Genomic DNA, 23,401 nt, shown 5'->3' with positions numbered 1-23,401 from the left:
TTCCTGAAGGAGACCGGCATGCACGATGCGGCTCTTGGTGCACGCAAGACCGTCGCGCTGCCCAGCGGCCAGCTCGAGTACGCCGAACGCGGGTCCGGTCCGCCGGTCGTGTTCGTCCATGGTCTGCTGGTCAACGCCAACCTGTGGCGCAACGTCGTTCCGGCAGTCGCCATCGCGGGATTCCGCTGCATCGCGCCGGACTGGCCGCTCGGCGCACACCGACTGCCGATGCCGGACGAGGCCGACCTGACGCCGTCCGGGGTTGCCGGCCTGATCGCCGAGTTCCTTGCCGAGCTCGACCTGACTGATGTCACCGTGGTCGCCAACGACACCGGCGGCGCTCTCACGCAGATCTTGATGGCATACCATCCCGAGCGGCTGGGCCGCGTGGTGCTCACCCCCTGCGACGCGTTCGAGGCCTTCTTCCCCGAGCCGTACTCCCGGATGCCGAAGCTGGCACGCCTTCCCGGCATGATCTGGCTGGCCAGCCGCCTCCTCCAACTGCCGGTGGTGCAACGGCGCCCCTTCGCGTTCGGTTGGCTGACGAAGGACGGTATACCGGACGAGATCCTCGACTCCTACCTGCGCCCGATCCGCGAGAGCCGGGAGATTCGGCGGGATGCCAAGCGCTTCGTCGTCAGCGTGGACAACAGAACCACCGTGGCCGCGGCGAAGTCGCTGACCGGATTCCGCAAGCCAGTGCTCCTGGTCCGCGCGGCCGACGATCGCATCTTCCCCGCCAGCCTGTTCGACCGGTTGTCGGCGACGCTCCCCGACGCTCGACTGGTCACGCTTGCCGATGCGTACTCGTTCGTGCCGGAGGATCAGCCTGCCGAGCTCGCCCGCTTGATCGTCGACTTCGCCACCGACGCGCGCACGTCGTCGGATCCGGCGTAGCGGAGGAGCTGAGGGGTCCAGGTGGCCAGGAGGGCCATCAGGATCACGAGGAGGGCGGAGCTGACGAAGGTGGTCGGCCCGACGCCGAAGTGTTGGGCGAAGGCGCCAAGGATCAGCGATGTGACGGGCATGACGCCGATGGCCAACTCCTGGAGGCCCAGGGCTCGGCCATGCAGGGGTGGGGCGGTGGTCATGAGGAGGAGCGTGGTTTGGAGGACGCCGAACGCCGCACTTAGGACTCCGATCGCGGTCATCAAGATGAACGAAGCGACTGCGTTGTGGGACAGAGCGAAGAGCGCCCACAGGGCGCCCCAAGCGGCGGTGCCCAGGACGAACAGCGCACCTTTGAAACGGAAGTCGCCCAGCCACGCGATCACCAGGGAACCGACCAGGCCGCCGACGCCGCTGCAGGTGAGCAGCCAGCCCAGACCGGCGGCGTCCAGCCCTAGCGACTCCTCGGCGAACACCGGCATGAACGACTGAGCGATCGGCCAGACGAGGATGTTGGCGGCCAGCGTGACGAGCAGGACCGTTGCGGCCAAGCGGTTCCGGGCGATCGCGCGAAGCCCGCTGGTGACCATGCGGAGCGACGAGTCGGTGTGCTGGTGTACCACCTGGCCGAGTCCGCGTAAGGGCAGCAGCAGGCCGAGCGAAACGGCATACCAAATCGTCGAGACCCAGAGCGCGGCCGGTGCGCCCAGACCGTTGATCAGCAGACCGCCGGCCGCGGGGCCGATCACCTGCGTCATGTTGAGCGCCATCGAGTTGAGCGCGTTCGCGTTGCTGAGGTTCTGGCGGCCGACCAGATCGAGTACCAGCGAGGCGCGGGCCGGTTGCGACGGTGACTGAGCGAGCCCGAGCGCGAGGCCGCCGACCAGCAGCACGCCGTACGAGGCTCTGTCGAGCGACGCGAGCGTGGCCACGACGCTGACGGCCGCAAGCGCCCACGAGCACGCGATGATGAGCAGCCGGACCCGGTTGTGCCGGTCCGCGAACGCACCGGCGAACGGCCCGAGCAGCAACGGCGCGAGCCGCACCGCTCCGAACACGGCAACCAGGAAGTCGGAGTGCGTGGTGTCCCAGGCAAGCCAGCCGAGGACCAACGTCTGCGTCCACACACCGCCGAAGAAGAACAGGTTGGAGTACCAGAGCAGCTGGAACGGCCGGTTCCCCCGCAACGAACCCAGAGTCCGCCCAAGCATCGCGGACGTACGGGCGCTCACACCTGGAGTTCGCCGTTGTGGACCACGACCTGTCCACCGGCGATGACCACGTCACGACGCGGCGCGCGGACGAGGACGTCCGGCACGTTCTCGGCGTCGATCAGGACGACGTCCGCGCGGGCTTCCACGGCGAGCGCGTGGTTCTCACGGTGGACGAACGGCGCGGCGGCCGTCGTCGCGAGCTCCACGGCGTACGTGAGGTCCTCGTCGGCACGAAACCCGTGCAGCCGGGCGAAACTGCGGGCGACCTGCAGGAGGTCGCCGTCGCCGTACGGCGACCACAGGTCGCGGATGCCGTCCGTGCCGAGGCCGATCGCGACTCCCGCCGTCCGCATCTCGCGCCAGGGGAGCGGCGCCGAGCGGACCGGCGCGACCGTCGTCCAGGAGATCCCGGCCGCGCCGAGCTCCTCGACGAGTTCGGTCTGCCGCGTTGCGGACAGCTCGCCGAGGGCGAACCCGTGCGACACGTTGACCTTCCCCGCGAGACCGGTCTGCCGGGTGCGCTCGACGATCAGCTCGTACTGGAACGCACCGAGCTCACCGCCGTCGTGCAGGTGGATGTCGATCCCCACGCCACGCCGTACGGCGATCTCGAAGAGCGCGTCGAGTTGGCCTACCGGATCGCGGTCGATCGACGCCGGGTCGAGCCCGCCGATACTCGTCGCGCCCTCGGCCGCGGCCTGGTCCAGCAGGTCGAGTACTCCGGGGCGCCGGAGTACGCCGTCCTGCGGAAACGCGACGATCTCCACGTCGACCGCGCCGCCGAGTGCGGTCGCGGCCTCGCGGACGTTGGCGATCCCGCGCAAGCCGACGCCGAGGTCGACGTCGATGTGCGTGCGCGTCGCGGTGGTGCCGTGCCTCAGGAACTCCCGCAGCACTGCCGTCGCGCCGGCGATGCTCGGGATCCCGTACTTGTCCCGCTCGGCGCGCTCGTGCGCGATCCGCCCCTGGGTGGTCGGCTGACCGCCGTACGAGACCCACGGCTGACCCCACCAGCTCTTGTCGACGTGCGCGTGCGCGTTGACGAATCCCGGCAGCGCAAGCAGCCCACGCCCGTCGACGCGCACCTCCTGGTCGGCTGCTGTGCCGGCCGAGGTGATGTCCGTGATCTTGCCATCGGCAATCACCAGGTCGACCGGGTCGCCACCCCATGGGCGCACGTCAGTAAGCAGCAAGGACGTCATGGGCGTAATGGTATACCAAAGTGCCGAAGTGCTCGGATGTCGAGGGAGGTTGGTATACCGGCGCGAGCGAGAGCCCAGCGGCGCACTTCAGCAGACCGGGGTGGCGGGGCAGGCGGATGGACGCTCGATGCGGCATGCTGGGTGGCGGTTGACCGACGTGGGGAGTTCGATGAGCGAGAGCCGGGAGTCCGAGACGGAGCGGGTGACGCGGCGCCTGCGCGGTGAGATTCTCGACGGGGTGCGCAAGCCTGGAGGCAGGCTTGTCGAGCGGGAGTTGGCGACCGCGCTGGACGTGAGCAGGGTGCCGGTGCGGGAGGCGCTGAAGGCGCTGGCCGCTGACGGGCTGGTGACCTTGCGGCCCCGGTCCTGGGCGGTCGTCCGCGAGTTCACCGACTCCGACATCGCCGATCTCAACGAGGTTCGCGTCGCCTTCGAGCCACTCACGTTCCGGCTCGCGGCCGAACGGCGTACGCGCGAAGGGCTCGACCGGCTCCGGCGGACCTTGGACCAGCAACTCGGCGCGGCGCGCGCGGGCAACGCCGTACTCGCCAGGCGGAAGGCAGCGGACTTCCACGAGATCGTGACCGAGTTGGCGTCCAACGAGCTCTTGATCGAGATCGAGCGTCCGCTGCGCAGCCGCATGCGCTGGCTGATGGCGCAGCACGACGATCTGATCGCGGTCGCGGGACAGCACCTGGAGCTGTTCACCGCGATCGAGAACCGCGACGTCGCCGAGGCCGAGCGGCTCGCCGCCGAACACCTCGCCCAGTCGGAGGCCCTCATCCGCGACGTCCGAGGCCGCCTCTGACGGTTGACGCACGTCGAATGCGGGCAAGGAGCGGTGATGAACCGTCGCGATGACCTGGTGGTATCCCAGTTCGAGATGTCCGGGCCGGAGGGTGAGCACTCGACCGGTTCGGTCACCTCGCCGGAGTTCACCATCGAGCGCGACTTCATCGCGTACGCCGTGGCCGGCGGGGACTACGAGTACGTGTGCTGCCTGAACCTGCTGGTCGGCGGGGAGATCGTGCGCAGTGCGACCGGCCGCAACAGCGACATCCCCACGCCGGGCAGTTGGGATGTGACCGAGTTCGCCGGTCACAAGGCTCAGCTTCAACTGGTCGATCAGGCCACCGGCGACTGGGGTCACATCACCCTGGACCAGGTCGTACAGACCGACCATCCCGAGGTACGGCCGGCCAAGACCCAGCCGTTGTACGGCGAGACTTGGCGGCCGCAGTACCACTTCACAGCAAGGCAGTTCGCGATGGACAGGCTGAACCCGGGGATGCGCCAAGAGGGCTGGCTGAACGATCTGAACGGGTTGGTATACCACGAGGGTGAGTACCACCTGTTCGCCCAGCGATGGAACAAGTGCTGGATCCATGCCATCAGCAACGACTTGGTCCACTGGACCGAGCAGCCGCCGGCATTCTTCGAGGAATCACTCGACACCGGTGTGCAATCCGGATCGGTGGTCATCGACTACGGCAACACCTCAGGGCTTTCAGACGATCCGGCCACGCCGCCGATGGTCGCCTTCTGGTCCCGCAACGACAACCTGAGTCAGTGCCTGTCCTTCAGCCTCGACAAGGGCCGCACCTGGCAGCACTACGCCGGCAACCCGATCATGACGATGCCCGAGCGCGACCCGAAGGTGTTCCGCTACCACCCGGGTGATCACTGGGTGATGATGCTGTACGGCGACCAGCAGTACCACTTGCTCACCTCGACCGACCTCCTGCACTGGACCGACACCGGCAACGTCATACCGAACAGCTTCGAGTGCCCCGACTTCTTCGAGCTCCCGCTGGACGGCGGGGCGACGAAATGGGTGCTGGTGCGAGGGGATGGGAAGTACTCGGTGGGTGAGTTCGACGGGACGAGATTCGTCGAGGAGTCCGAGCAGGTGGTGTCGGACACCGGCGCGAACTTCTACGCCACCCAGACCTGGAACAACACCGAGACCGGCGACGGCCGCCGGATCCAGGCCGCGTGGATGCGGGACGGCGTTTATCCCGACATGCCGTTCAACCAGCAGGTCACGTTCCCGTGTGAACTCACGCTGCGTACGGTCGACGGACGGCCACATCTCTTCCGTAGTCCGGTCCGTGAGCTCGCCACGCTGCGCTCCGACACCAGGCACTGGTTCGGGACGGTCGAGCCAGGTGCGGACGTGGTTCTCACCACCGGTCCGCTGGAAGCCGAGCTTCACCTCGAGGTTGGGATCCCGTCCGGTGCGACCCTGACCGTCAACCTCTCCGGCTCGCCTATCGAACTCACTAGCGCCACGGTGGCCTCAGGCTCGTCTCCTCAAGCGGTGTCGGGGACGCTGCGTACCGCTCGGCTCCTCGTCGACCGGACGTCGCTGGAGCTGTTCGCGAACGACGGCGAAGTCTCGATCTCTCGCTGCTACCTGCCCACCGACCGCGGAATCGTCCTCGCCTCGACTGGACCTGTCCAGGTTGTCTCGACCCTCCACACCCTGGACTCGATCTGGCCTGATCGCTGAGTGGTCGTGGTAGAAGGGGAGCATGACTGCGAATGGCTCTCAGCCGACCCGAACGCTCGCCAACGGTACGGAGATCCCTGTGCTGGGTTTGGGGGTCTGGCAGGTGGACGACGGAGCGGAGTGCGAGCGGGCCGTGAACTGGGCGCTGGAGATGGGCTATCGGCTGATCGACACGGCGCAGGCGTACGGGAACGAGGCGAGTGTCGGGCGAGCGATCCAGAGCAGCGGGATCGCCCGGGAGGACATCTTCCTCACGACGAAGTTCTACCCGGGCAGCCGGGACCCGCGGGTCGAGGCGGAGAAGAGCCTGGAGCGACTCGGCACCGATTACCTCGACCTCTACCTCATCCACTGGCCGCAGGGTGGGCCGACCTGGGCGTGGCCCGGGATGGAGGCGGCCAGCGAGGCCGGCCTGACCAGAGGCATCGGGATCTCGAACTTCGGCGCCGGTGAGATCCAGCAGCTCCTGAAGGTGAGCCAGATCCAGCCGGCGGTCAACCAGATCCAGTTCAGCCCGTTCGAGTACCGCCGGGCGCTGGTGGAGGCCGGTGCGGACGCGGGCGTGGTCTCCCAGGCGTACAGCCCGCTCGGAACCGGTCGGCACCTCGGCGATCCGGTGGTCGAGCGGATCGCGTCCGCTGCCGGCCGTACTCCTGCGCAGGTCCTGATCCGCTGGGCGATCCAGAAGGGCCTGCTGGTCATCCCCAAGTCGTCACACCGCGAACGCATCGAAGAAAACTTCAACGTCTTCGACTTCGAACTCGACGACGAGTCGATCACCGCCCTCGACTCCTTGGACAAAACCCACCAAACCACCGAGGCCCTGGCCCCCCACGGCAAGTGGTGGTCCTGAGCCCAGCCGTAGTCGTGTCGATGGTGGTGCGTCGGGCGCTCTCTGCCGATGTCATCGGTGTCCCCGCACCGCGCTGACCGGTGGTAGGTCGGGCCTGGCGGCCGGCGTCACGGACGGTCGTCCTGAGCGCGGGCTGACCTGGCCGGAGTGGCGGCAGATCGTCCATCCGACGGGCGCCCGCCCAGCAGTCGACCGCGTGCGACGAAGGAGCACGCAGCACGCGGGCGGCAGCCCGCAAGGCGCCGGCGATGAGCCGGCAGATCGTGGGGCGGACGCCGACGCAGCCTGGGGGCGCTAGTCCGTCAGACCGCGGGCGATGAGCCCGCAGGGGAAACCTCGGGTGGGTGGGAGCGCGCGTAGCGGGCGCGACGAAGGAGTGCCTGCGTAGCACGCGTGGGTGGACCACAGCTCGCGTCAGCCGGCGGACCTTTCCTTGATGAGGTCTTCGACTGCCTTGGGGATGGTGGTTTCGAAGTCGAGGAGTTTGGCCCAGGTGGGGGTGACCGTGATGAGGGCCATCTCGGTGTAGAGGGCTTTCACGCCGGATTCCCAGTCCGGGTACTGGTCGTCGGTCATCACCTTGTGGCCGGCCTGGAGGTAGCCGTCGGGGACGCCTTCGACGAGGTCGACGGTGGCAGTGCCGCGGATGAGGAGGACCTTCGGGGGGAAGGCGCCGGTGTCGATGGTGAGGGCGACCTTCGGGTTCTTGCGGAGGGCCGCGACCTTGGCGGACTTCGGCACGGTGGCCATCAGGATCTGCTCGCCCTCGGTCCAGAAGCCGATCGGGATCACCCGCGGGTCCCCGTCCAGGCCGTCGTACCCGAACCGGGCCGGCTCGGGGCCGGTCAGCAACGCCTGCGCGTAGGGCTTGGCCAGGATCTCGGCGATCTCGTCCTTGGTCATGATGCTCGTCCTTCCGTCCAGGAGTGTTCTCATCAGGGGGACGAAGCCCCAGTACGTTCCTCGACATCGATAGGTTGAGGAATCGTGGAGAGTTTCGGGTTCGGTGCGGGCACGGTGGAGGTCGGGGATGACGGGGCGGTCGAGCAGGTCGTGCATCCGGACGGCAGGCGGGTGTTGCTGGACGTCGGGAAGGTGCATGACGGCCTGTATGCCTGGGGCAAGGGGTTCGTCGTCACCGACCGGGGGAGTCACCGGTTCGACAGTCCGGCGTTCGCGCGGTGGCGGAGCACGGGGATCGATCTGCTGTACCAGTTCGGCGGGCTGGAGTTGCGGGTCGGGCGCCGGTTCGGGGAGCGGTGGACGGAGACGTACGAGCTCCGCAACACCACGGCAGCCCCGACGAAAGTCGGGTCCCTCGCGATCAGTACGCCGTACCGCGATGTCTACACGTCGAGCCGGGAGAGCCTCACACAGGCTGTCCACGCACACGTCTGGACCGGGGGAACGGACGCCTGGGTCTGGGCGCAGCCGATGGACGGGAGCGGCCCGGGACTCGGACTGCAACTGACCGAAGGCGAGCTCTGGGCGTACTCGATCGAGTCGCGCGAGCCCGGCACCAGCAGCAACGTCCGCGGCCACATCTATCTCCACGTCACCGACCACGCCCGCGCACCGCACGCGATGGGCGGTCAGCCGGAGATCACCCTCGCGCCCAACGCGTCGTACCGCTGGACCTGGCAGCTGGCCTGGTACGACGACCTGCCCGCCTTCCACGCGGATCGTCGACCACTGCTCCACGCCGACCGCCTCGCCGCCGAGGTCGGCGAGACGATCGAGGTGAGAGGCGCGAACGACCTCACCAGCGACGAGCCAGGACTCAGGTACGTCGAGGCGACCGATGGCCACCGGACCGCACGGCTTGCCGTGCTGTTTCATCAACCCCTCAAGGAGATCGCGGAGCGGCGGGTCCGGTTCATCCTCGACAAGCAGCGACGACCGGAGCTCGCGGACAGCCGCAAGTACGCGTTCGTCCCGTACGACAACGACAGCGGACTGACCGTCCTGTCCGGAGCATGGCGAGACTGGTCCGACGCACGGGAGCGGATCGGGATGGCGATTCTCCTGCAAGAGGTCCGCGCCCAAGGCTGGGGTGACAGAGCCGAGCTGGACGAGGCACTCGCCGGGTACGAGCAGTTCGTCCGCGAACATCTCCTCGACGAGGCGGGGACGATCCAGGACGACAGCATCCACCAGGACCACGTACGGCTCTACAACTTCCCCTGGTTCGCGCGGTTCCTGCTCGGCCAGGGCGATCGGGCCGGCGCGGCCCGCATCCTCGACCGGTACTACGAGCTCGGCGGCGACCACTTCCTCGCCTTCGACCTCGGTCCACTGCTGAGTGAACTCGGCATGCACGAGCACCTCATCCGCCACGCGCGCACCTTCATCGAGTACGGCGACGAGCTGCCGCCCCACGAGGTCAACTACGAGCAGTCGATGGTCGCGCCGCTGCTCGAGCTCCTGGTCGCGGCCTACCGAACGGCACCCGACCAGATCGACGGCGCCGAGCTGACCCGCCGCCTGCCCTGGCTCACCGCGTTCGCCGCCGACCAACCCGACGTACGCCTGCGGCACGTGGCGATCCGGCACTGGGACGGGTACTGGTTCGGCAGGCTGCGGTTGTGGGGCGACGTCTTCCCGCACTACTGGTCCGCGCTCAGTGCGGTCGTGTACGGCGCGTGGCCGCGCGAGCTCGTGGACCCGGAACAGGCGGCCTGGCTGGACGCGGCGACCGAGGCGATCCTCCGCTCGAATCTGGTCAGTTTCGAGGCAGACGGTACGGCGACCTGCGCCTTCGTCTACCCCAGTTGCGTGAACGGACAGCCTGCCCACGTTGCGGATCCGCTCGCCAACGACCAGGACTGGGCCCTGGTCTACGCACTGCGCGGCCGGCAGTGGCTTATGAAAGATAACTACCTAACCAAGTGAGCAAGTGGTAGCTTCTTCGCCACAACTGAACGCCACCGAGTGGTGGCTGACCGTGGTGGGGGAAGTCGCATGGTCGCCAACGTGACCGCCGGCCTCGGCCGGCACCAGGAACCGTCCGAACACGAGAAGCTGATCCGCGAGCTGCTGCCCGGCGACGTCGCGGACGCCTACCTCGAGCTGACCGTCACCGGGGGACGTCAGGCTCGCGAGCACCACCGGATCGACCAGGAGCTGGTCAGCCGGCACCTGGCCTACCTGCAGCGCGCCGACGATGCTGTCCTGCTGAAACCGGTCGATCCGCTGATCGCCGTCACCGGTCTGCTCACACAGGTCCATCGCGACCTCACCAAGCAGCACGACCGGCTCCTGCAGGGGTACGTCGCGGCCGCCGAGGTGCACCAGCTCCAGCTGCACGACCGGCGTACCGGTGACGTGCCATCGGTCCTCGCGCAGGTGCTGACCGATCCGGACGAGATCGCCGAGCGCTGGACGACGTCCATCCACACCACGCAGTGCACCTATCGGTCCATCGCTGTTGCCGACTCCGAGGTGCCGCTGCCCTCACAGCTCAACAGTCAGTGCTCCAGCATGCACTTCCGCGAGTTGTGTACGCCGGACTTCCTGGCCGACCCACGTGGCGCGAAGGCGATCCGGGCCGCGGTCGACAGCAATGTCGAAGTACGGACCGTACAGACGCTGCCCGCGCGGATGGTCATCGTGGACGACCACTTCGCCCTTCTCGGTCTCGTGGCAGGCGGCACGACCGGTGCACTGCTCATCCGGTCCGCCGTTCTGATCGCAGCGCTGATCCAGTACTACGACCACCTGTGGGAGACCGCGACACCGGTAGGAGCGGCGCAGCCGGCGGCCAGGACTCTCGGTGCAACCGAACGGGAAGTCCTCGCGCTGCTCGTCCACGGTCTGAAGGACGAAGCGATCGCCAGGCATCTCAAGCTCAGTGTCCGGACTGTACGGCGGCACATCGCAACGGTCATGGAGTTCGTCGACGCACCGACGCGGTTCGCCGCCGGCGCTGCCGCGCAACGGCTCGGGCTGCTTGGTTAACGTTGTAGAACTGGCCAGTTCGGGAAGTTGTCCACTTCTTCTCTGTCGGTGGGAGATCAGCCGACCTCACTCTTGTGGCGTCCGCCCCATAAGAGAGGTCCCCTATGTCCCCCTTCCCGAGATCTCGCCTCTTGGGCGTCTATCCGGGGCGCCGTTCGGCGCGCTGGATCGGCGTCACGGTCGGCCTGGCCTTGGTCGCCGGAGCACTGCAGTACTCCGAGGACGCCGAGGCCGCGGCGCCGGAACAAATCGATACGATCACCACTCCCGATGTACCGCTGGAACGGCCTGACGAGGCGTCCGCCGCGGTCACTGCCCGCGTCACCGGCAAGCCGGTGCTGATCACCGGCCGGACGACTGAGACCACCGAATTCCGTGCTCTGCCGAACGGCGCCATCGAGGCGACCGTGGCGGCCGGTCCCGTCCGGATGCGGGCCAGCAACGGCGAGTGGACCGACGTCGACGTGAACCTGGTCCGCCGCCCGGACGGTACGGTCGAGCCGCTCGCCCATCCGTACGGCCTGAAGCTGTCCGGTCCGGCCGGCCGGGGCGATCACGAGCTCGTCTCGATAGGTGCCGAAGGCAAGCGTTCGGCGCTGGGCTGGTCCGGCCCGCTCCCGGCCCCGGAGCTCGTCGGCACGACCGCCACCTACCGCGACGTCAAGCCCGGCGTCGACCTGGTCGTCGAGGCGACGCGCACCGGCTACCAGCAGCACTTGCTGGTGAAGAGCCGGGCGGCCGCCGCACAGGTGCAGCAGATCCGGATGCCCTGGAAGACCCCCGCGAGGCTGGACGGCAAGGGTGGTCTGACGGTTGCCAACGGCTTCGACGTACCGGCCCCGATGATGTGGGACGCGACGGTCGACGCCGCGTCGGGTGAGCACACCCGCCGTGCGCAGGTCGGGCTCGGGCTCGCCAAGGACGCGCTGCTGCTGACCCCGAGCGCCGCGTTCCTCAACGACCCGAAGACCGTCTACCCGGTGACGATCGACCCGTCGCAGAGCTCCGGTGCGAGCTTCGACGCGTTCGTCGAGAGCAGCTACACCAACGACCAGTCCGGCGCGACCGAGCTCAAGGTCGGCACGTTCGACGGAGGCTCCACGAAGGCCCGTTCGTACCTGCGCTTCGACAACCAGGACTGGCTGTGGGACAAGCAGATCCAGGCCGCGACGCTGAACCTGTGGGAGCACCACTCGTACTCCTGCACCGCGAAGGAGTGGCAGGCCTACCGCACCCCGGACGTCACGAACGCGATCCGCTGGTCGAACCAGCCCGCCTGGTTCGACAAGGTCGGTACGTCGACGCAGACGAAGGGCTTCTCGACGTCGTGCGGCGACGGCTGGGTGACCATCCCGGTGACCGCCGCCTTCCAGTACACGGCGGCCAACAAGCTGGCCAAGACCAGCATCGGGATCAGGGCCGCGAGTGAGACCGACAGCTACGGCTGGAAGCGGTTCGCGTCCCGTGAGGCCGCGTCGAACCCGCCGTCGGTGACGATCACCTACCAGACCAAGACGGCGGTGAACGCGGTGGCGACCGCGCCGGACACGACCTGTGCGACCGGTGCGACGCGTCCGTACATCTCCAGCCTGACTCCGCAGTTGCGGGCGCAGGTCAGCGACGGACTGAGCGCACAGGTCTACGCGAACTTCGAGTACAAGCAGGTCGGTGCGGCCACCAGTACGACGGTGACCGAGGGGCCGGGCGCATCCGGCTCGTGGCTCGGCACGTACATCCCCGACGGTGTGTTCGCCGAGGGCGCCAGCTACGCGTGGCGCGTCCAGGGCAGCGACGGTACGACGGCCGGCGCGTGGTCCAACTGGTGCGAGTTCACCGTGGACACCATGTCGCCAGCAGTGGCGCCGACCGTGGCCTCGACGACGTATCCGGTCGCGGAGTGGTCCGGCAGCGCAGGTACGGCGGGCACGTTCACCTTCGGCGCATCCGGAGTGAGCGACGTGGCGGCGTACGAGTACGGCGTCGACGCGAACCCGCCAGATGAGGTGGTCAACGCAGCCGGCCTCGGCGCGAGTACGTCGCTGTCGATCACGCCGACCACTGACGGCCCGCACACGCTGTGGGTGCGTACCCGGGACCGTGCGGGCAACCGGTCGCCGTTGACGGCGTACCAGTTCGCCGTTGGTGGCGGTGCGGTGCTCACACCGAAGCCGGGTGACATCAGCGCGGCCAATACCGCGATCACCGGCGCGGGACGCAATACTGCGACCGGAGTGACCTACCAGTGGCGTCGAGGCGACACCGACACGTGGACCACCATCCCGGCCGCGCATGTGACGCTGGCCGCGGGAGGAGGTGCGGTGACCTGGCCGTTGGCCTCGAGTGGCAGCGGCCAGTTCCCCAAGCTCAACTGGGACATGGAGGCCACGCTGGCCGCGGTCGACGCACAGTCGATTCCGCGGGACGGTCCACTGCAGCTCCGGGGTGCGTTCACCGGTGGCACGGCCGCCAACTCGGGTGCGGTGAAGATCACCTTCGACCGCAACCTCGCGACGGCCGCGTCGAAGGAGATCGGTCCGGGCGAGGTGAACCTGCTGACCGGCAACGTGACGCTGACCGACACCGATGTGTCGGTGGACTCGTACGGCAGCGATCTGACCGTCAGCCGGACGTACAACAGCCGGCAGGCGGCGAAGGTCGACCCGTCCGGCATGTTCGGGCCCGGCTGGATCTCCGGTGCGGTCGTTGACGAGGCCCAGACGCCGTACACCTCGCTCGACGTCTACGGCTCGCTTCTGCAGGTCGGTACGCCGGATGGCGACGTGGTGGGCTTCACGGCGCGCGATGGCGTCAACTTCGACCCGGAGGTCGGGCAGGAGACGCTCAAGCTCACCTATGCGAGCTCGACGGACACGTACAAGCTGACCGACGACCAAGGGTCGATCGTGGTGTTCGGCAAGGTCACCGGCGCCGCTGCTGGGAAGTACTTCCCGACGACGACCACTCTGCCCGGCAGCAACCAGACCACGGCGTTCGCGTGGGAGAAGGTGACGGTCGGCGGTGTGGACGTCGTACGTCCGACGCGGGTGATCGCTCCGGTGCCAGACGGGGTCAACTGCGCCACGCTGACCCGTGGTTGCCGGGCACTTAACTTCACGTACGCCACCACCACCAACGGCACTGGTGACTATGCCGGCCGGGTGAAGGAGATCTCCTTCACCGCTTGGGATCCGGACACCGCGGCGATGCGGACCGTGCCGATGGCGGCGTACGAGTACGACACCGCTGGGCGCCTCAAGGGCACGTGGGACCCGCGGATCGGGTCTGCGGCGAAGGAGACGTACACCTACCAGGCCGACGGTGTGCTGTCGTCGGTGAAGCCGGCCGGTGAGGAGCCGACGCAGTTCACCTACACGACGCTCCCGACCGATCCCGGTGCTGGACGTCTGCAGAACGTGTCCCGGTCCGCGCTGTCCGCCGGTACTGCCGTCGAGAGCGTGGTCTACAAAGTGCCGCTGTCGGGCACCGGTGCACCGAACGACCTATCACCCGGGCAGACCAAGCGCTGGGGTCAGCCGGAGGCTCCCACCGACGCGACCGCGGTGTTCCCGGCAGACCAGCTGCCCAACGGCTCCAGCTACGAGCGGGCGACCGTCAGCTACCTGGACGCCAACGGGCGTGAGGTCAACGAGGCCCTGCCGGGCGGCAACATCTCCACCACTTGGTACGACGCGTTCGGCAACGAGGTTCGCAAGCTCACTGCGGCCAACCGGGTGCGGGCGCTGAACCAGTCCTCGAGTGACAACGACGTGGCCGAGCAGTCGCTCGCCCAGACCTACTCCACCGTCAACACCTACTCGCTCGACGGTGTCCGGCTGGAGACCGTGCAGGCTCCGGAGACCGACGTCCGCCTCGCCAACGGCACCACCACGCGCGGACGGCAGCTCACTCGCAACACCTACGACCAGGGTGCGCCGACCAGCGGTGGTCCGTTCAACCTGATCACCACCGAGGACGCAGCCGTCCGCGTGTGGGGGACCGGCGGTACGACGGTCGAGGCGGAACGGCGTACGACGACCACCGCCTACAACTGGACACTGCGGCAGCCCACTGTGGTCACCAAGGACCCGGGCGGCCTCGGCCAGACCGAGCGTACGACGCTGGACCCGGTGACCGGACTGGTCACGTCCACGACCCAGGCCGCCGGCGGTACGACGACCAACACCCCGGCGACCCGCAAGACGATCAACTACCGGGCCACCTCGGGCAGCGGGTTCGCCGAGTGCGACCTGCACCCGGAGTGGGCGAACCTGCCCTGCCGCACGCAGCCGGGTGGTCAGTCCGCGACCGGTCCGGAGATCCCCGCGGTCGTCACGACGTACGACATCTACAACCAGGAGCGCGTGGAGACGGAGAAGACCAGCGCGGGAACACTGCGCACCAGCACGACGACGTACGACGCGGCCGGCCGGGTGCTGGACACCACGGTGACCGGACTCGGTACGGCGCTGCCGACCAAGCGGAACGTGTACGACCCGGTCTCGGGCCAGACGCTGCGGACCCAGTCCGTGTCGGGTGGCACCGTGGTCGCCGAGGTCGTCCGGACGTACGACACGCTCGGCCGGCTGACGTCGTACAAGGATGCTGACGGCAACCTTTCGACCACGACGTACGACCTGCTGTCCCGGCCGGCGACGACCAGCGACGGGAAGGGCACCCGCACCTACGGCTACGACTTCCGGGGCTTGAACACCTCGGTCAACGACAGCCAGGCGGGCGACTACACCGGCAGCTACGACGCGGATGGCAAGCTGGTCAGCGAGACCTGGCCGAACGGCGTGAAGGTCGACACGACGTACGCCGAGAACGGTGACAAGGCCGGAATCACCTACAGCAAGCCGGGGTGTGCCTCGAGCGACTGCACGCTGTTCCGCGAGGTGCTGACCTCGTCGGCGCAGGGTCAGACCGCCAAGCGGGTGTCGACGCTGTCCAGTGAGGTGTACTCACAGGACAATACCGGACGGGTGACCACGGTCCAGCAGACGATCGGCGAGCAGTGCGTGACCCGCGTCTACGGGTTCAGTACGGCGAGCGATCGCAACAGTGTCACGGAGTACGGCCCGGCCACCGACGGCGGTTGCCAGACCGCCACTGCGGCATCGTCGCGGACCTGGACGTACGACACCGCCAACCGGGTGACCAGCGCCGGCTACGCGTACGACGCCCTGGGACGCACCACCACTGTCCCGGCGGCCGACACCGGTGTGCCGGCGGCGGGGGACCTGACCGTCACCTACCACGCCAGTGACCTGGTCGACACGATCACCCAAGGCGGGCGGACCACCGACTACACCATCGACGTGATGGGGGAGCGGATCCGGTCCTGGACCGACAACGGGACCGGTGCGGTCGTGCAGAACATCCAGCACTACGACGAGGACGGTGACTCGCCGGCGTGGACCCAGGAGGGCCCGGACCGGTACACGCGAGTCATCCCCGGTCTCTCCGGTATGACGGCGATCCTCGACAGCGACTCCGCCGTGGCCGAGTGGCAGGTCACCGATCTGTCCGGCGACATCGTGGCCACCATCCACGCTGGTGACGAGGGCCTGTCGACGACCACGGAGTCCAGCGAGTACGGCGTACTCGGGGACGCCGAGGCGGTCGGCAAGCAGCGGTACGGCTGGCTCGGTGCGGAACAGCGGGCCGCGGATGCGCCGTCCGGGATCGTGCTGATGGGGGTCCGGCTCTACAACCCGGTCACCGGCCGGTTCCTGCAGACGGACCCGGTCGTCGGCGGCGGGTGCAACGCGTACGAGTACGCCTGCGCCGACCCGGTCGACAAGACCGACCTGGACGGCAAGTGGCCGTGCTTCAGCAAGAAGTGCGCGATCAAGTGGGTCGCGAAGAAGTGGAAGAAGGCCAAGAAGAAGATCCGGAAGAACAAGTACGTCCGGAAGGCCTGGCGCTGGGGCAAGAAGGTCTACAAGAACAAGTACGTCCGCGCGTGTGCCGGTGGCGCGTTCGGCGTGCTGTCCGTCGACACGATCAAGAACGGCTGGAAGGCGCTGCGGAAGAAGGCGCTGCGCTGGGGGATCGCCGGGTGTGCCGGTGGTCTGTTCGCCTACCACGCCAAGCGCAAGGGCTGGTGGTGATGCTCTGAGCAAGGGTGGGGCCGTCCTGGGGGCGGCCCCACCGCTCACGTCAGCTTCGGGAGCAGCTCCCGGAGGGTGTCCATCAGATGCCTGTGCAGGCTGGTGCCGTAGGAGATCCGGGTCGCTCCCGCGGCGATCAGCTCGGCGGCTGTCGGACCGGCGGGGGCCGCGTGGGCGTTGAGCGGTCCGCCGATGCCGCTGACCAGCTCGGGCAGCACTTCGACCGGAGCTGCGATCGGGTACGTGCAGTCCGCACCGGCCCGGCGATACTCCCGGCCCCGCCGTACCGCTTCGGCGACCGCGCCGGGTCCGTCACCGCCGGGGCGGACGAACGTGTCGATGCGGGCGTTGATGACCAGATCGGCGCCTGCGGCCGCGCGGACTTCGGCGAGGTAGTCGGCCTGGCGGGCCGGGTCCACCAACTGACCGTCGACCGAGTCCTCGAGGTTGCAGCCGACCACGCCCGCCTCGAGGACGCGGTCGACGAACTCCTTGGGTGGCAAGTGATACCCGGCCTCCAGGTCCGCGGTGACCGGTACGTCGACCGCACGGGCGATCCGCGCGACCGCCGTGAACATCTCGGTGGCCGGCGTCAGCTGTCCGTCGTCGTACCCGAGGACGCGGGCGACCGCCCCGCTGCTGGTGGCAACCGCGGGGAAGCCGGCGTCGGCGACGATCCGGGCGCTGACCGGGTCCCAGGCGTTCGGCAGGATCAGGGGAGTGCCGCCGTGGTGCAGCGCGCGGAATTCCTCTGCTGTCGCTGACATCGCGCGCCTCAGCTCGGCCTGTAGTGGCCGGGCTCCATCCTGCCGGTGACGCCGACCCGGGTCCACATGTTGATGGTGATGATCAGCGCGATCAACTGGGCCAGATCCTTCTCGTCGAAGACCGCCGCCGCAGCGTCGTACGCCTCGTCCGGTACGTGGTCGACGCTCACCAGCGTGATCGCTTCGGTCAGCACGAGCGCCGCCTGCTCCTGCTCGGTGTAGAACTTCTTCGCCTCCCGCCACACCGGCAGCAGCGAGATCCGCTGCTGCTGGTCCGCCCCGAACTGCAGCAGGTCCAGCGAATGCATGTCGGTGCAGTACGCACACCCGTTGATCTGCGAGGCCCGGACCCGCACCAGATGCGCCAACTTCGGATCCAGCCCCCGATCGGAGACCGCATCCAGCTCGATCATCGCCTTGTAGAAATCTGGAACCACGTTGGCGAGCTTCACCCGCCGCGTCGTCGTTGTGCTCATACCCCCACGCTATGACCGAACCGGCCCAGCCACGTGGTCCACTTCCCGGGAGAATCCAGGGGCCAATCCAGCCGGTCGCGGTCGGTGGGCGTTCAGGCACAGGAAATCACCGGGCCCCAACCTGAACTTCAGGCGTGAAGACGGCATCTAGCAGGTGTCTGAGGGGGACTCCACGATGAAGACGACAACAGCTGTCAGCACGGGTCGTGCCGAATGGGGATTATTGCCTGAGGCAAGCGAGTACGACGGTCTCGGACTGCTGACGAACGTCCGGACCGGGCGGCACACCTCCTTCGACCGCATAGTGTTCGACGTCCAGGGCCGGCCGTCCTGGCGCCGCGTGCACTACGTGAAGAACGTCGTCACCCTGCGGCGAGGTGACTTCCTGCCGCTCCGCGGCGACGCCAAGCTGGAAATCATCCTGTCGGTACCGTCGCACGACGCTGCCGGCCGCAGCACCTACAACCCGGCCGACCACGACGAACTGACCATCGTGCTCGCCTACCGAACCTTCCGGCAGGTCGCGCACGCCGGCAGTTCCGAGGGCCAGACCACGATCGGCCTCGGCGTCCGCGCCCACCTCCCGTTCCGCGTCTTCACCCTGACCAATCGTGTTGTGGTTGATGTCGCTCACAACTGGTAGCGACACCTAGTTGACCGGAAGGACGCGGCGCCAGCCTTCGCTGACGAGGGTCGGGGTCATGCCGACGGACAGGTAGAGGCCGAGGGCTGGGGTCGGGTTGTTGGTGTCGACGTCGAGGATGGTGCCGGCGCGGCCTTCGTCCGCGTCGGCGGCGAAGGCGTCCTGGAGCAGGAACCTCGCCAGACCTCGCCCGCGGAACTCCTCGAGTACGCCGAGAACGCGGATGTACCCGCAGTTCTCGGTCTCGACGTGGTCGTCGTCGCACAGGCGGATCGCGACCGCGCGCCCGTCGATCTCGAGCAGGGTGATCTGGGACCAGTCGAACGTGGATGTGGCGTCGAGGTACTCGATCCACTCCTCGTGCGGGCGGACGACGTAGCCGAACTGCCCGCGCATGCTCTCGATGATGACGTCGTGCGCGGTCCGGCGAGCGGCATCGTCGAAGGCCCCCCGCCGGACCACCACGCCGTCCGGCACCGCGGGCGTGGCGACCGGGCCGGTGTGATCGATCCGCATCCGGTGGTACGTCGTACTCGCGGTGAAATCGTGATCGGCCAGCAGCGTCCGCTGTGCTTCGTCGGCGCGATAGATGTCGGTGTCGACGGTGATCTCGGCGTGGCCGCTCTCGCGTCCCATCTCCCGGGCGCGTTGCATCGTCCGCTCGAACAGCCAATCGGCGATCGCCGGCTGCTGCGACCACACCTGGATCCCGACGACCTGACGGTCACCCTTGCCGAACGTGGTGCCGTACCCCACCGGCAGACTGTCCCCGGCGAACACCAGAAAGCCGTCGGTGCCAGGCTCGAAACCCGGCTCGACGATCCGGTCGGCGACTTCCTCCACCGTCCCGTCCGCGAATCCGATCAAGCGCGTGTTGTAGGCCGCAAGCATCTCGAACAATGCCGCGGCGTCGGCCGGCTCAGGTGCCCGCACGGTGCAACCGTGCGGCAGTACGGCGGTGGTATCCACACCTCACAGTGGTCTAGTCCTACCGCAGAGTCCAGTGCTCGGCAGAGTTGATCAGAGCAGGTCGGCGTCGTGGATGCGGTTCGCGATCTGCACGCGGTTGGTGGCTTCGAGTTTCACCATGATGCGCGAGACGTGCGCTTTGACGGTCGCCATGCTCAGGTAGAGCTCTTCGGCGATCTGCGCGTTGACCTTGCCTTCGCCGACCGCGATGGCGACCTGGCGTTCGCGGTCGGTGAGGGTCTTGGTCAAGGACCGTGCCCGGATGGCGCTCTGGGTGTCTGGCGCATCCGCACCCAACTGGGCGATGAGTTGGGCGGTCACGCTGGGGGAGAGCGTGTGGTCGCCCGCGGCGACCTTGTGCACCGCCTCGACGATCTCCGCGGGTGGGGTGTGTTTGAGGAGGAACCCGCTGGCTCCGCCGCGGAGTGCGCGCAGGACGTAGTCGTCGGCGTCGAACGTCGTCAGCACGATCACCTTGGGCGGTGCCGGTCGACCCATCAGCCGGGCGAGGGCCTCGAGGCCGTCGAGTCGTGGCATCCGGATGTCCATCAGGACCACGTCGGGCGCGACCCGCGCGACGAGTTCGAGCCCGGCCTCGCCGTCGTCCGCCTCGCCGGCCAGTTCGATCGTGGCGTCGTCGCGCAGGATCATCGCGAGTGCGGTGCGCACCAGCGCGTCGTCGTCGATGATCACGACCCGGATCGAGTCACCGGCAGGGTTCATGCCGGCCACGGCAACCAGGCCCGGACCACGAAGTCTCCGTCGGATCTGAGGTGCTCGAGGCGGCCTCCGATCAGCTCGGCGCGCTCGGTCAGTCCGAGCAAGCCGAGGCCGGAGCCGGGCGTCGCACTCACCGTGGAGCCGAGCCGCAGCGGGTTCCGTACCTCGAGCATCAATTCCCCTCCCGCTCGACCGCTGAGGGTCACGTCGACCGCGGTGTCCGGTGCGTGTTTGCGAGCGTTCGTCAAGCTCTCCTGGATCATCCGGTACGCGCCGCGCCCGATTACATCGGGCGCCTCGGCCAGGTCGCCGACCTGGTTGTGCAACCGCACTCTCGTGCCGGATCCGATGGCCTCCTGGACCAGCGCCGGAAGGTCGGCCAGCGTCGGTTGCGGACGCTCGGGTGAGGTATCGGTTTCGAGCGTACGCAGAACTCCGAGGATCGCGTGCAGGTCCTGCAGCGCGAGGTGGGCGCTCTTGCGAGTGATGGCGGCCGCTCGGGCCACCTCGACTTCACTCAGCCCTCGGCAGTACTCCAGCGCGCCCGCGTGCAACGCCACGAGCGACAGCCGATGGGCCAGTGCGTCGTGCATTTCACGGGCGATCCGGGCCCGCTCGGTGGCCTGCGCCTGCCCGACCCGCAGGCTCTGCTCGCGTTCCGCGCGGTCCGCTCGTTCCCGCAGAGTGGCCAGCAGTTCGCGGCGGGCTCCGACGTACATGCCGGCGGCGATCACGGCACTCACGAAGACGACCGTGAACACCAGGGTGAGAAGCAACGAATCGCCCGCGCCGGGATGGGTCCCGAAGAAGACGATCGAGGCGATGAAACCCACCACCGCGACCGGTACGATCTCGCGCCACTTCCGGCGGGTGGCCAGGGACGCCGTGGTGACGACCACCGCCCCTGACGCGGCCGTGGAGAGAGCCCCGAAGATATTGACGATCAGGGCGATGGCGAGCGGGCGGCGCCGTCTCCAGTGCAGCAGAACCACGCTGACGGCTCCGAGCAGCAGATCGATGGCCCAGAGCGGGCGCATCGCCCCGGCGTACGGGATGTAGTAGCTCGAGATCCAGAAACCGGCGCCGGCGATGATGGCGAAGCTGTAGCGCCACGTCGACTGCCAGTGGCTCAGCGGAGGTGGTGGCGCGGCTTCGAGGGCGTCCACCTGGCCCACGGTACGGGAGGCGCGTGGTTCAGGGCAGGGACCGCGGTCCGGCCCGACCCCTACCGCGGGCTACACAGGTCTGTCCCGTGGTTTGCGGTCATGGCACTGCGGCCGATGTGCCGGACGGGTGCTCGGGCCCAGGCTCGACCTCATGATCACAGTCGAAGAACTCAGCAAGCGCTACGGCGCACACCAATCCGTCGACCGCGTGTCCTTCCGGGCGCGGCCCGGATCCGTCACCGGCTTCCTCGGTCCCAACGGGGCCGGCAAGTCGACCACGATGCGCATGATGACCGGCCTGACCCCACCCTCCTCGGGTCGCAGCACCGTCCTCGGCGTTCCGTACGCCGACCTCCCCAACCCGGGCCGTCACGTCGGGGTCCTGCTCGACGCCTCCGCGCAACACACCGGGCGGACCGGGCGCGAGATCCTCCGCCTCGGCGCCACCGTGATGGGCCTGCGCCGCAGCCGGGTGGACGAGATGCTCGAGCTCGTCGGCCTGACCGGCGACGAAGGCGACCGCAGGGTCGGCAATTACTCCCTCGGCATGCGCCAACGGCTCGGCATCGCACACGCCCTGCTGGGCGACCCGCAAGTGCTGATCCTCGACGAGCCCGCCAACGGACTCGACCCGGCCGGCATCTACTGGATGCGCGAACTGCTCAAGGGCTTCGCCGACCGGGGCGGAACCGTGCTGCTGTCCTCGCACCTGCTGCACGAGATCGAGGTCATCGCCGACCACCTCGTCGTGATCGGCCGCGGTGTCATCGTCGCCGATGGCAGCAAGGCGGAACTTCTGAACGCCGTCGGCACCCTGGTCCGCGGACTGGATCCGGCTGCCTTGGCGCGCTGCCTCGACGGCGCCGGTTACACCTACCAGGCCACCCCGGACGGCGCGTACGTCGTGGAGGCCACCCGCGAGCAGATCGCCACAGCCGCCGCCCAACACGGCGTCGTCGTCACCGAGTTGCGTGGCGCGGACGGTGCCGGACTCGAGGACATGTTCCTGCAGCTCACCGCTGACGACGCACGAGAGAAGGTCACCGCATGAGTACCACGACCCGCCCGGCACCGTTCCACCTCGAAGTGTCACCAGATCCCGGCGTCACGTCCGTACCCTTCAGCCGGTTGCTGCGGGTCGAACTGCGAAAGCTCGTCGACACCCGGGCCGGCTTCTGGCTGCTCACCGCCATCGGCCTCATCACGGTCGCCGTCATCGTCGTGTTCCTGTTCGTCGCCGATCCGGACCAGCTGACGTTCCTGAACTTCGTCGCCGCGACGGCAACCCCGCAGAGCATCCTGCTCCCGGTGCTCGGCATCCTCGCGGTCACCGCCGAGTGGAGCCAGCGCACCGGCCTGGTCACCTTCACCCTCGAACCGAGCAGGATCCGCGTCGCGGTCGCCAAGCTGGTCGCCGTGACCCTGGTCGGCCTGCTCGCCGTGGTCGTGGCGCTCGGCGTCGCCGCCCTCAGCAACCTGGCCGGCATGGCGTTCATGGACGGCGCGGGCAGCTGGAACGTCGGAGCCGCCAACGTCCGCGACTTCTTCGCCGTGCAGCTGATCGGCATCCTCCAGGGCTTCGCCTTCGGAATGCTGCTGATGAACACCGCGGCCGCCATCGTGCTGTACTACGTGATCCCGATCGCGTGGGGTGTGCTCTTCTCGATGGTGGGCGCACTCGAGCACGCGGCTCCCTGGGTCGACCTCAACACCGCCATGGCGCCGGCCTTCGATCACCGGACGTTCCACGGTGACGACTGGGCGCACCTCGCGGTCGCCGGGACCATCTGGGTGCTCCTGCCCCTCGCCCTCGGCCTCCTCCGGCTACTCCGCCGCGAGGTGAAATCCGCCTGAGCCCGGACGCCCCCGCTTGCGGGTCCGCGCCCCGCGCACTCCCTCCAGTGGGCGGGGCGCGCCGCAT

The 23,401-nt window shown here is 68.3% G+C and carries 18 protein-coding genes; 10 read left to right on the top strand and 8 right to left on the bottom strand.

Annotation, left to right across the window (positions count from 1 at the left end; genetic code table 11):
* Nucleotides 1-18 precede the first annotated feature (18 nt).
* Nucleotides 19-897, top strand: a complete 879-nt coding sequence (locus ACZ6O0_RS28535; protein WP_465768066.1) for an alpha/beta fold hydrolase — start codon at nucleotides 19-21, stop codon at nucleotides 895-897.
* Here the strand turns inward: ACZ6O0_RS28535 and ACZ6O0_RS28530 are convergent.
* Both ACZ6O0_RS28530 and ACZ6O0_RS28525 read right to left on the bottom strand, forming a co-directional pair.
* Complete coding sequence (locus ACZ6O0_RS28530) at nucleotides 825-2,120, bottom strand: MFS transporter (protein ID WP_465768065.1); 1,296 nt, start codon at nucleotides 2,118-2,120, stop codon at nucleotides 825-827. The genes ACZ6O0_RS28535 and ACZ6O0_RS28530 overlap by 73 nt on opposite strands.
* Nucleotides 2,117-3,304: an amidohydrolase gene (locus tag ACZ6O0_RS28525; protein WP_465768064.1), complete on the bottom strand. Its 1,188-nt coding sequence runs from the start codon at nucleotides 3,302-3,304 to the stop codon at nucleotides 2,117-2,119. Before ACZ6O0_RS28525 ends, ACZ6O0_RS28530 begins: the two co-directional genes overlap by 4 nt.
* Nucleotides 3,305-3,473: 169 nt before the next feature.
* On the opposite strand from ACZ6O0_RS28525, the gene ACZ6O0_RS28520 reads away from it, so the two are divergent.
* Genes ACZ6O0_RS28520 through ACZ6O0_RS28510 form a run of 3 tightly spaced genes read left to right on the top strand, consistent with a single transcriptional unit; the run spans nucleotide 3,474 to nucleotide 6,669 of the window.
* Nucleotides 3,474-4,112, top strand: coding sequence for a GntR family transcriptional regulator (locus ACZ6O0_RS28520; protein WP_465768063.1), 639 nt, complete (start codon nucleotides 3,474-3,476; stop codon nucleotides 4,110-4,112).
* Nucleotides 4,113-4,148: 36 nt separating this feature from the next.
* Nucleotides 4,149-5,816 (top strand): glycoside hydrolase family 32 protein, encoded by a 1,668-nt coding sequence (locus tag ACZ6O0_RS28515; protein WP_465768062.1) that lies wholly within the window; start codon nucleotides 4,149-4,151, stop codon nucleotides 5,814-5,816.
* A gap of 22 nt (nucleotides 5,817-5,838) precedes the next feature.
* Nucleotides 5,839-6,669, top strand: a complete 831-nt coding sequence (locus ACZ6O0_RS28510) for an aldo/keto reductase (RefSeq protein WP_465768061.1) — start codon at nucleotides 5,839-5,841, stop codon at nucleotides 6,667-6,669.
* A gap of 414 nt (nucleotides 6,670-7,083) precedes the next feature.
* On the opposite strand, the gene ACZ6O0_RS28505 is transcribed toward ACZ6O0_RS28510, so the two are convergent.
* Complete coding sequence (locus ACZ6O0_RS28505; protein ID WP_465768060.1) at nucleotides 7,084-7,572, bottom strand: pyridoxamine 5'-phosphate oxidase family protein; 489 nt, start codon at nucleotides 7,570-7,572, stop codon at nucleotides 7,084-7,086.
* Between the two features lie 84 nt (nucleotides 7,573-7,656).
* Between ACZ6O0_RS28505 and ACZ6O0_RS28500 the strand changes: the two genes are divergently transcribed.
* From ACZ6O0_RS28500 to ACZ6O0_RS28490, 3 genes are all read left to right on the top strand, one after another.
* A complete protein-coding gene (locus ACZ6O0_RS28500) occupies nucleotides 7,657-9,561 on the top strand; it encodes a hypothetical protein (protein ID WP_465768059.1) in 1,905 nt (634 codons plus the stop codon).
* A gap of 69 nt (nucleotides 9,562-9,630) precedes the next feature.
* Entirely contained in the window at nucleotides 9,631-10,626 is a 996-nt protein-coding gene (locus ACZ6O0_RS28495) for a helix-turn-helix transcriptional regulator (RefSeq protein WP_465768058.1), read from the top strand.
* Between the two features lie 131 nt (nucleotides 10,627-10,757).
* The gene (locus tag ACZ6O0_RS28490) at nucleotides 10,758-16,739 is read left to right on the top strand and encodes a DNRLRE domain-containing protein (RefSeq protein ID WP_465768057.1); all 5,982 of its coding nucleotides are present in this window, start codon (nucleotides 10,758-10,760) and stop codon (nucleotides 16,737-16,739) included.
* 44 nt (nucleotides 16,740-16,783) lie between these two features.
* Here ACZ6O0_RS28490 and ACZ6O0_RS28485 read toward each other — a convergent pair whose 3' ends face one another.
* Complete coding sequence (locus ACZ6O0_RS28485) at nucleotides 16,784-17,506, bottom strand: isocitrate lyase/PEP mutase family protein (RefSeq protein ID WP_465768056.1); 723 nt, start codon at nucleotides 17,504-17,506, stop codon at nucleotides 16,784-16,786.
* An 8-nt stretch (nucleotides 17,507-17,514) separates the two neighbouring features.
* Complete coding sequence (locus ACZ6O0_RS28480; RefSeq protein ID WP_465768055.1) at nucleotides 17,515-17,982, bottom strand: carboxymuconolactone decarboxylase family protein; 468 nt, start codon at nucleotides 17,980-17,982, stop codon at nucleotides 17,515-17,517.
* A gap of 175 nt (nucleotides 17,983-18,157) precedes the next feature.
* Here ACZ6O0_RS28480 and ACZ6O0_RS28475 point away from each other — a divergent pair, with 175 nt between their 5' ends.
* On the top strand, nucleotides 18,158-18,625 hold the full coding sequence (locus ACZ6O0_RS28475) for an AMIN-like domain-containing (lipo)protein (RefSeq protein ID WP_465768054.1): 468 nt from the start codon (nucleotides 18,158-18,160) through the stop codon (nucleotides 18,623-18,625).
* A 6-nt stretch (nucleotides 18,626-18,631) separates the two neighbouring features.
* Here ACZ6O0_RS28475 and ACZ6O0_RS28470 read toward each other — a convergent pair whose 3' ends face one another.
* The 3 genes from ACZ6O0_RS28470 to ACZ6O0_RS28460 form a co-directional block, all read right to left on the bottom strand.
* Complete coding sequence (locus tag ACZ6O0_RS28470) at nucleotides 18,632-19,558, bottom strand: GNAT family N-acetyltransferase (protein ID WP_465768053.1); 927 nt, start codon at nucleotides 19,556-19,558, stop codon at nucleotides 18,632-18,634.
* An 87-nt stretch (nucleotides 19,559-19,645) separates the two neighbouring features.
* Nucleotides 19,646-20,317 carry a response regulator transcription factor gene (locus ACZ6O0_RS28465; RefSeq protein ID WP_465768052.1) on the bottom strand — a complete coding sequence of 224 codons (672 nt, stop codon included), beginning with the start codon at nucleotides 20,315-20,317 and terminating at the stop codon, nucleotides 19,646-19,648.
* Nucleotides 20,314-21,480 (bottom strand): sensor histidine kinase, encoded by a 1,167-nt coding sequence (locus ACZ6O0_RS28460; RefSeq protein ID WP_465768051.1) that lies wholly within the window; start codon nucleotides 21,478-21,480, stop codon nucleotides 20,314-20,316. The genes ACZ6O0_RS28465 and ACZ6O0_RS28460 overlap by 4 nt, the downstream gene beginning before the upstream one ends.
* 151 nt (nucleotides 21,481-21,631) lie before the next feature.
* Here ACZ6O0_RS28460 and ACZ6O0_RS28455 point away from each other — a divergent pair, with 151 nt between their 5' ends.
* Both ACZ6O0_RS28455 and ACZ6O0_RS28450 read left to right on the top strand, forming a co-directional pair.
* Nucleotides 21,632-22,531 carry an ABC transporter ATP-binding protein gene (locus ACZ6O0_RS28455; protein WP_465768050.1) on the top strand — a complete coding sequence of 300 codons (900 nt, stop codon included), beginning with the start codon at nucleotides 21,632-21,634 and terminating at the stop codon, nucleotides 22,529-22,531.
* Nucleotides 22,528-23,334: an ABC transporter permease gene (locus ACZ6O0_RS28450; RefSeq protein WP_465768049.1), complete on the top strand. Its 807-nt coding sequence runs from the start codon at nucleotides 22,528-22,530 to the stop codon at nucleotides 23,332-23,334. Before ACZ6O0_RS28455 ends, ACZ6O0_RS28450 begins: the two co-directional genes overlap by 4 nt.
* Nucleotides 23,335-23,401: the final 67 nt, after the last annotated feature.

The organism is Kribbella sp. NPDC048837, assembly GCF_055586945.1.
Note: the sequence above shows the minus strand (reverse complement) of the source record. Positions and strands in the feature narration are given on the sequence as shown.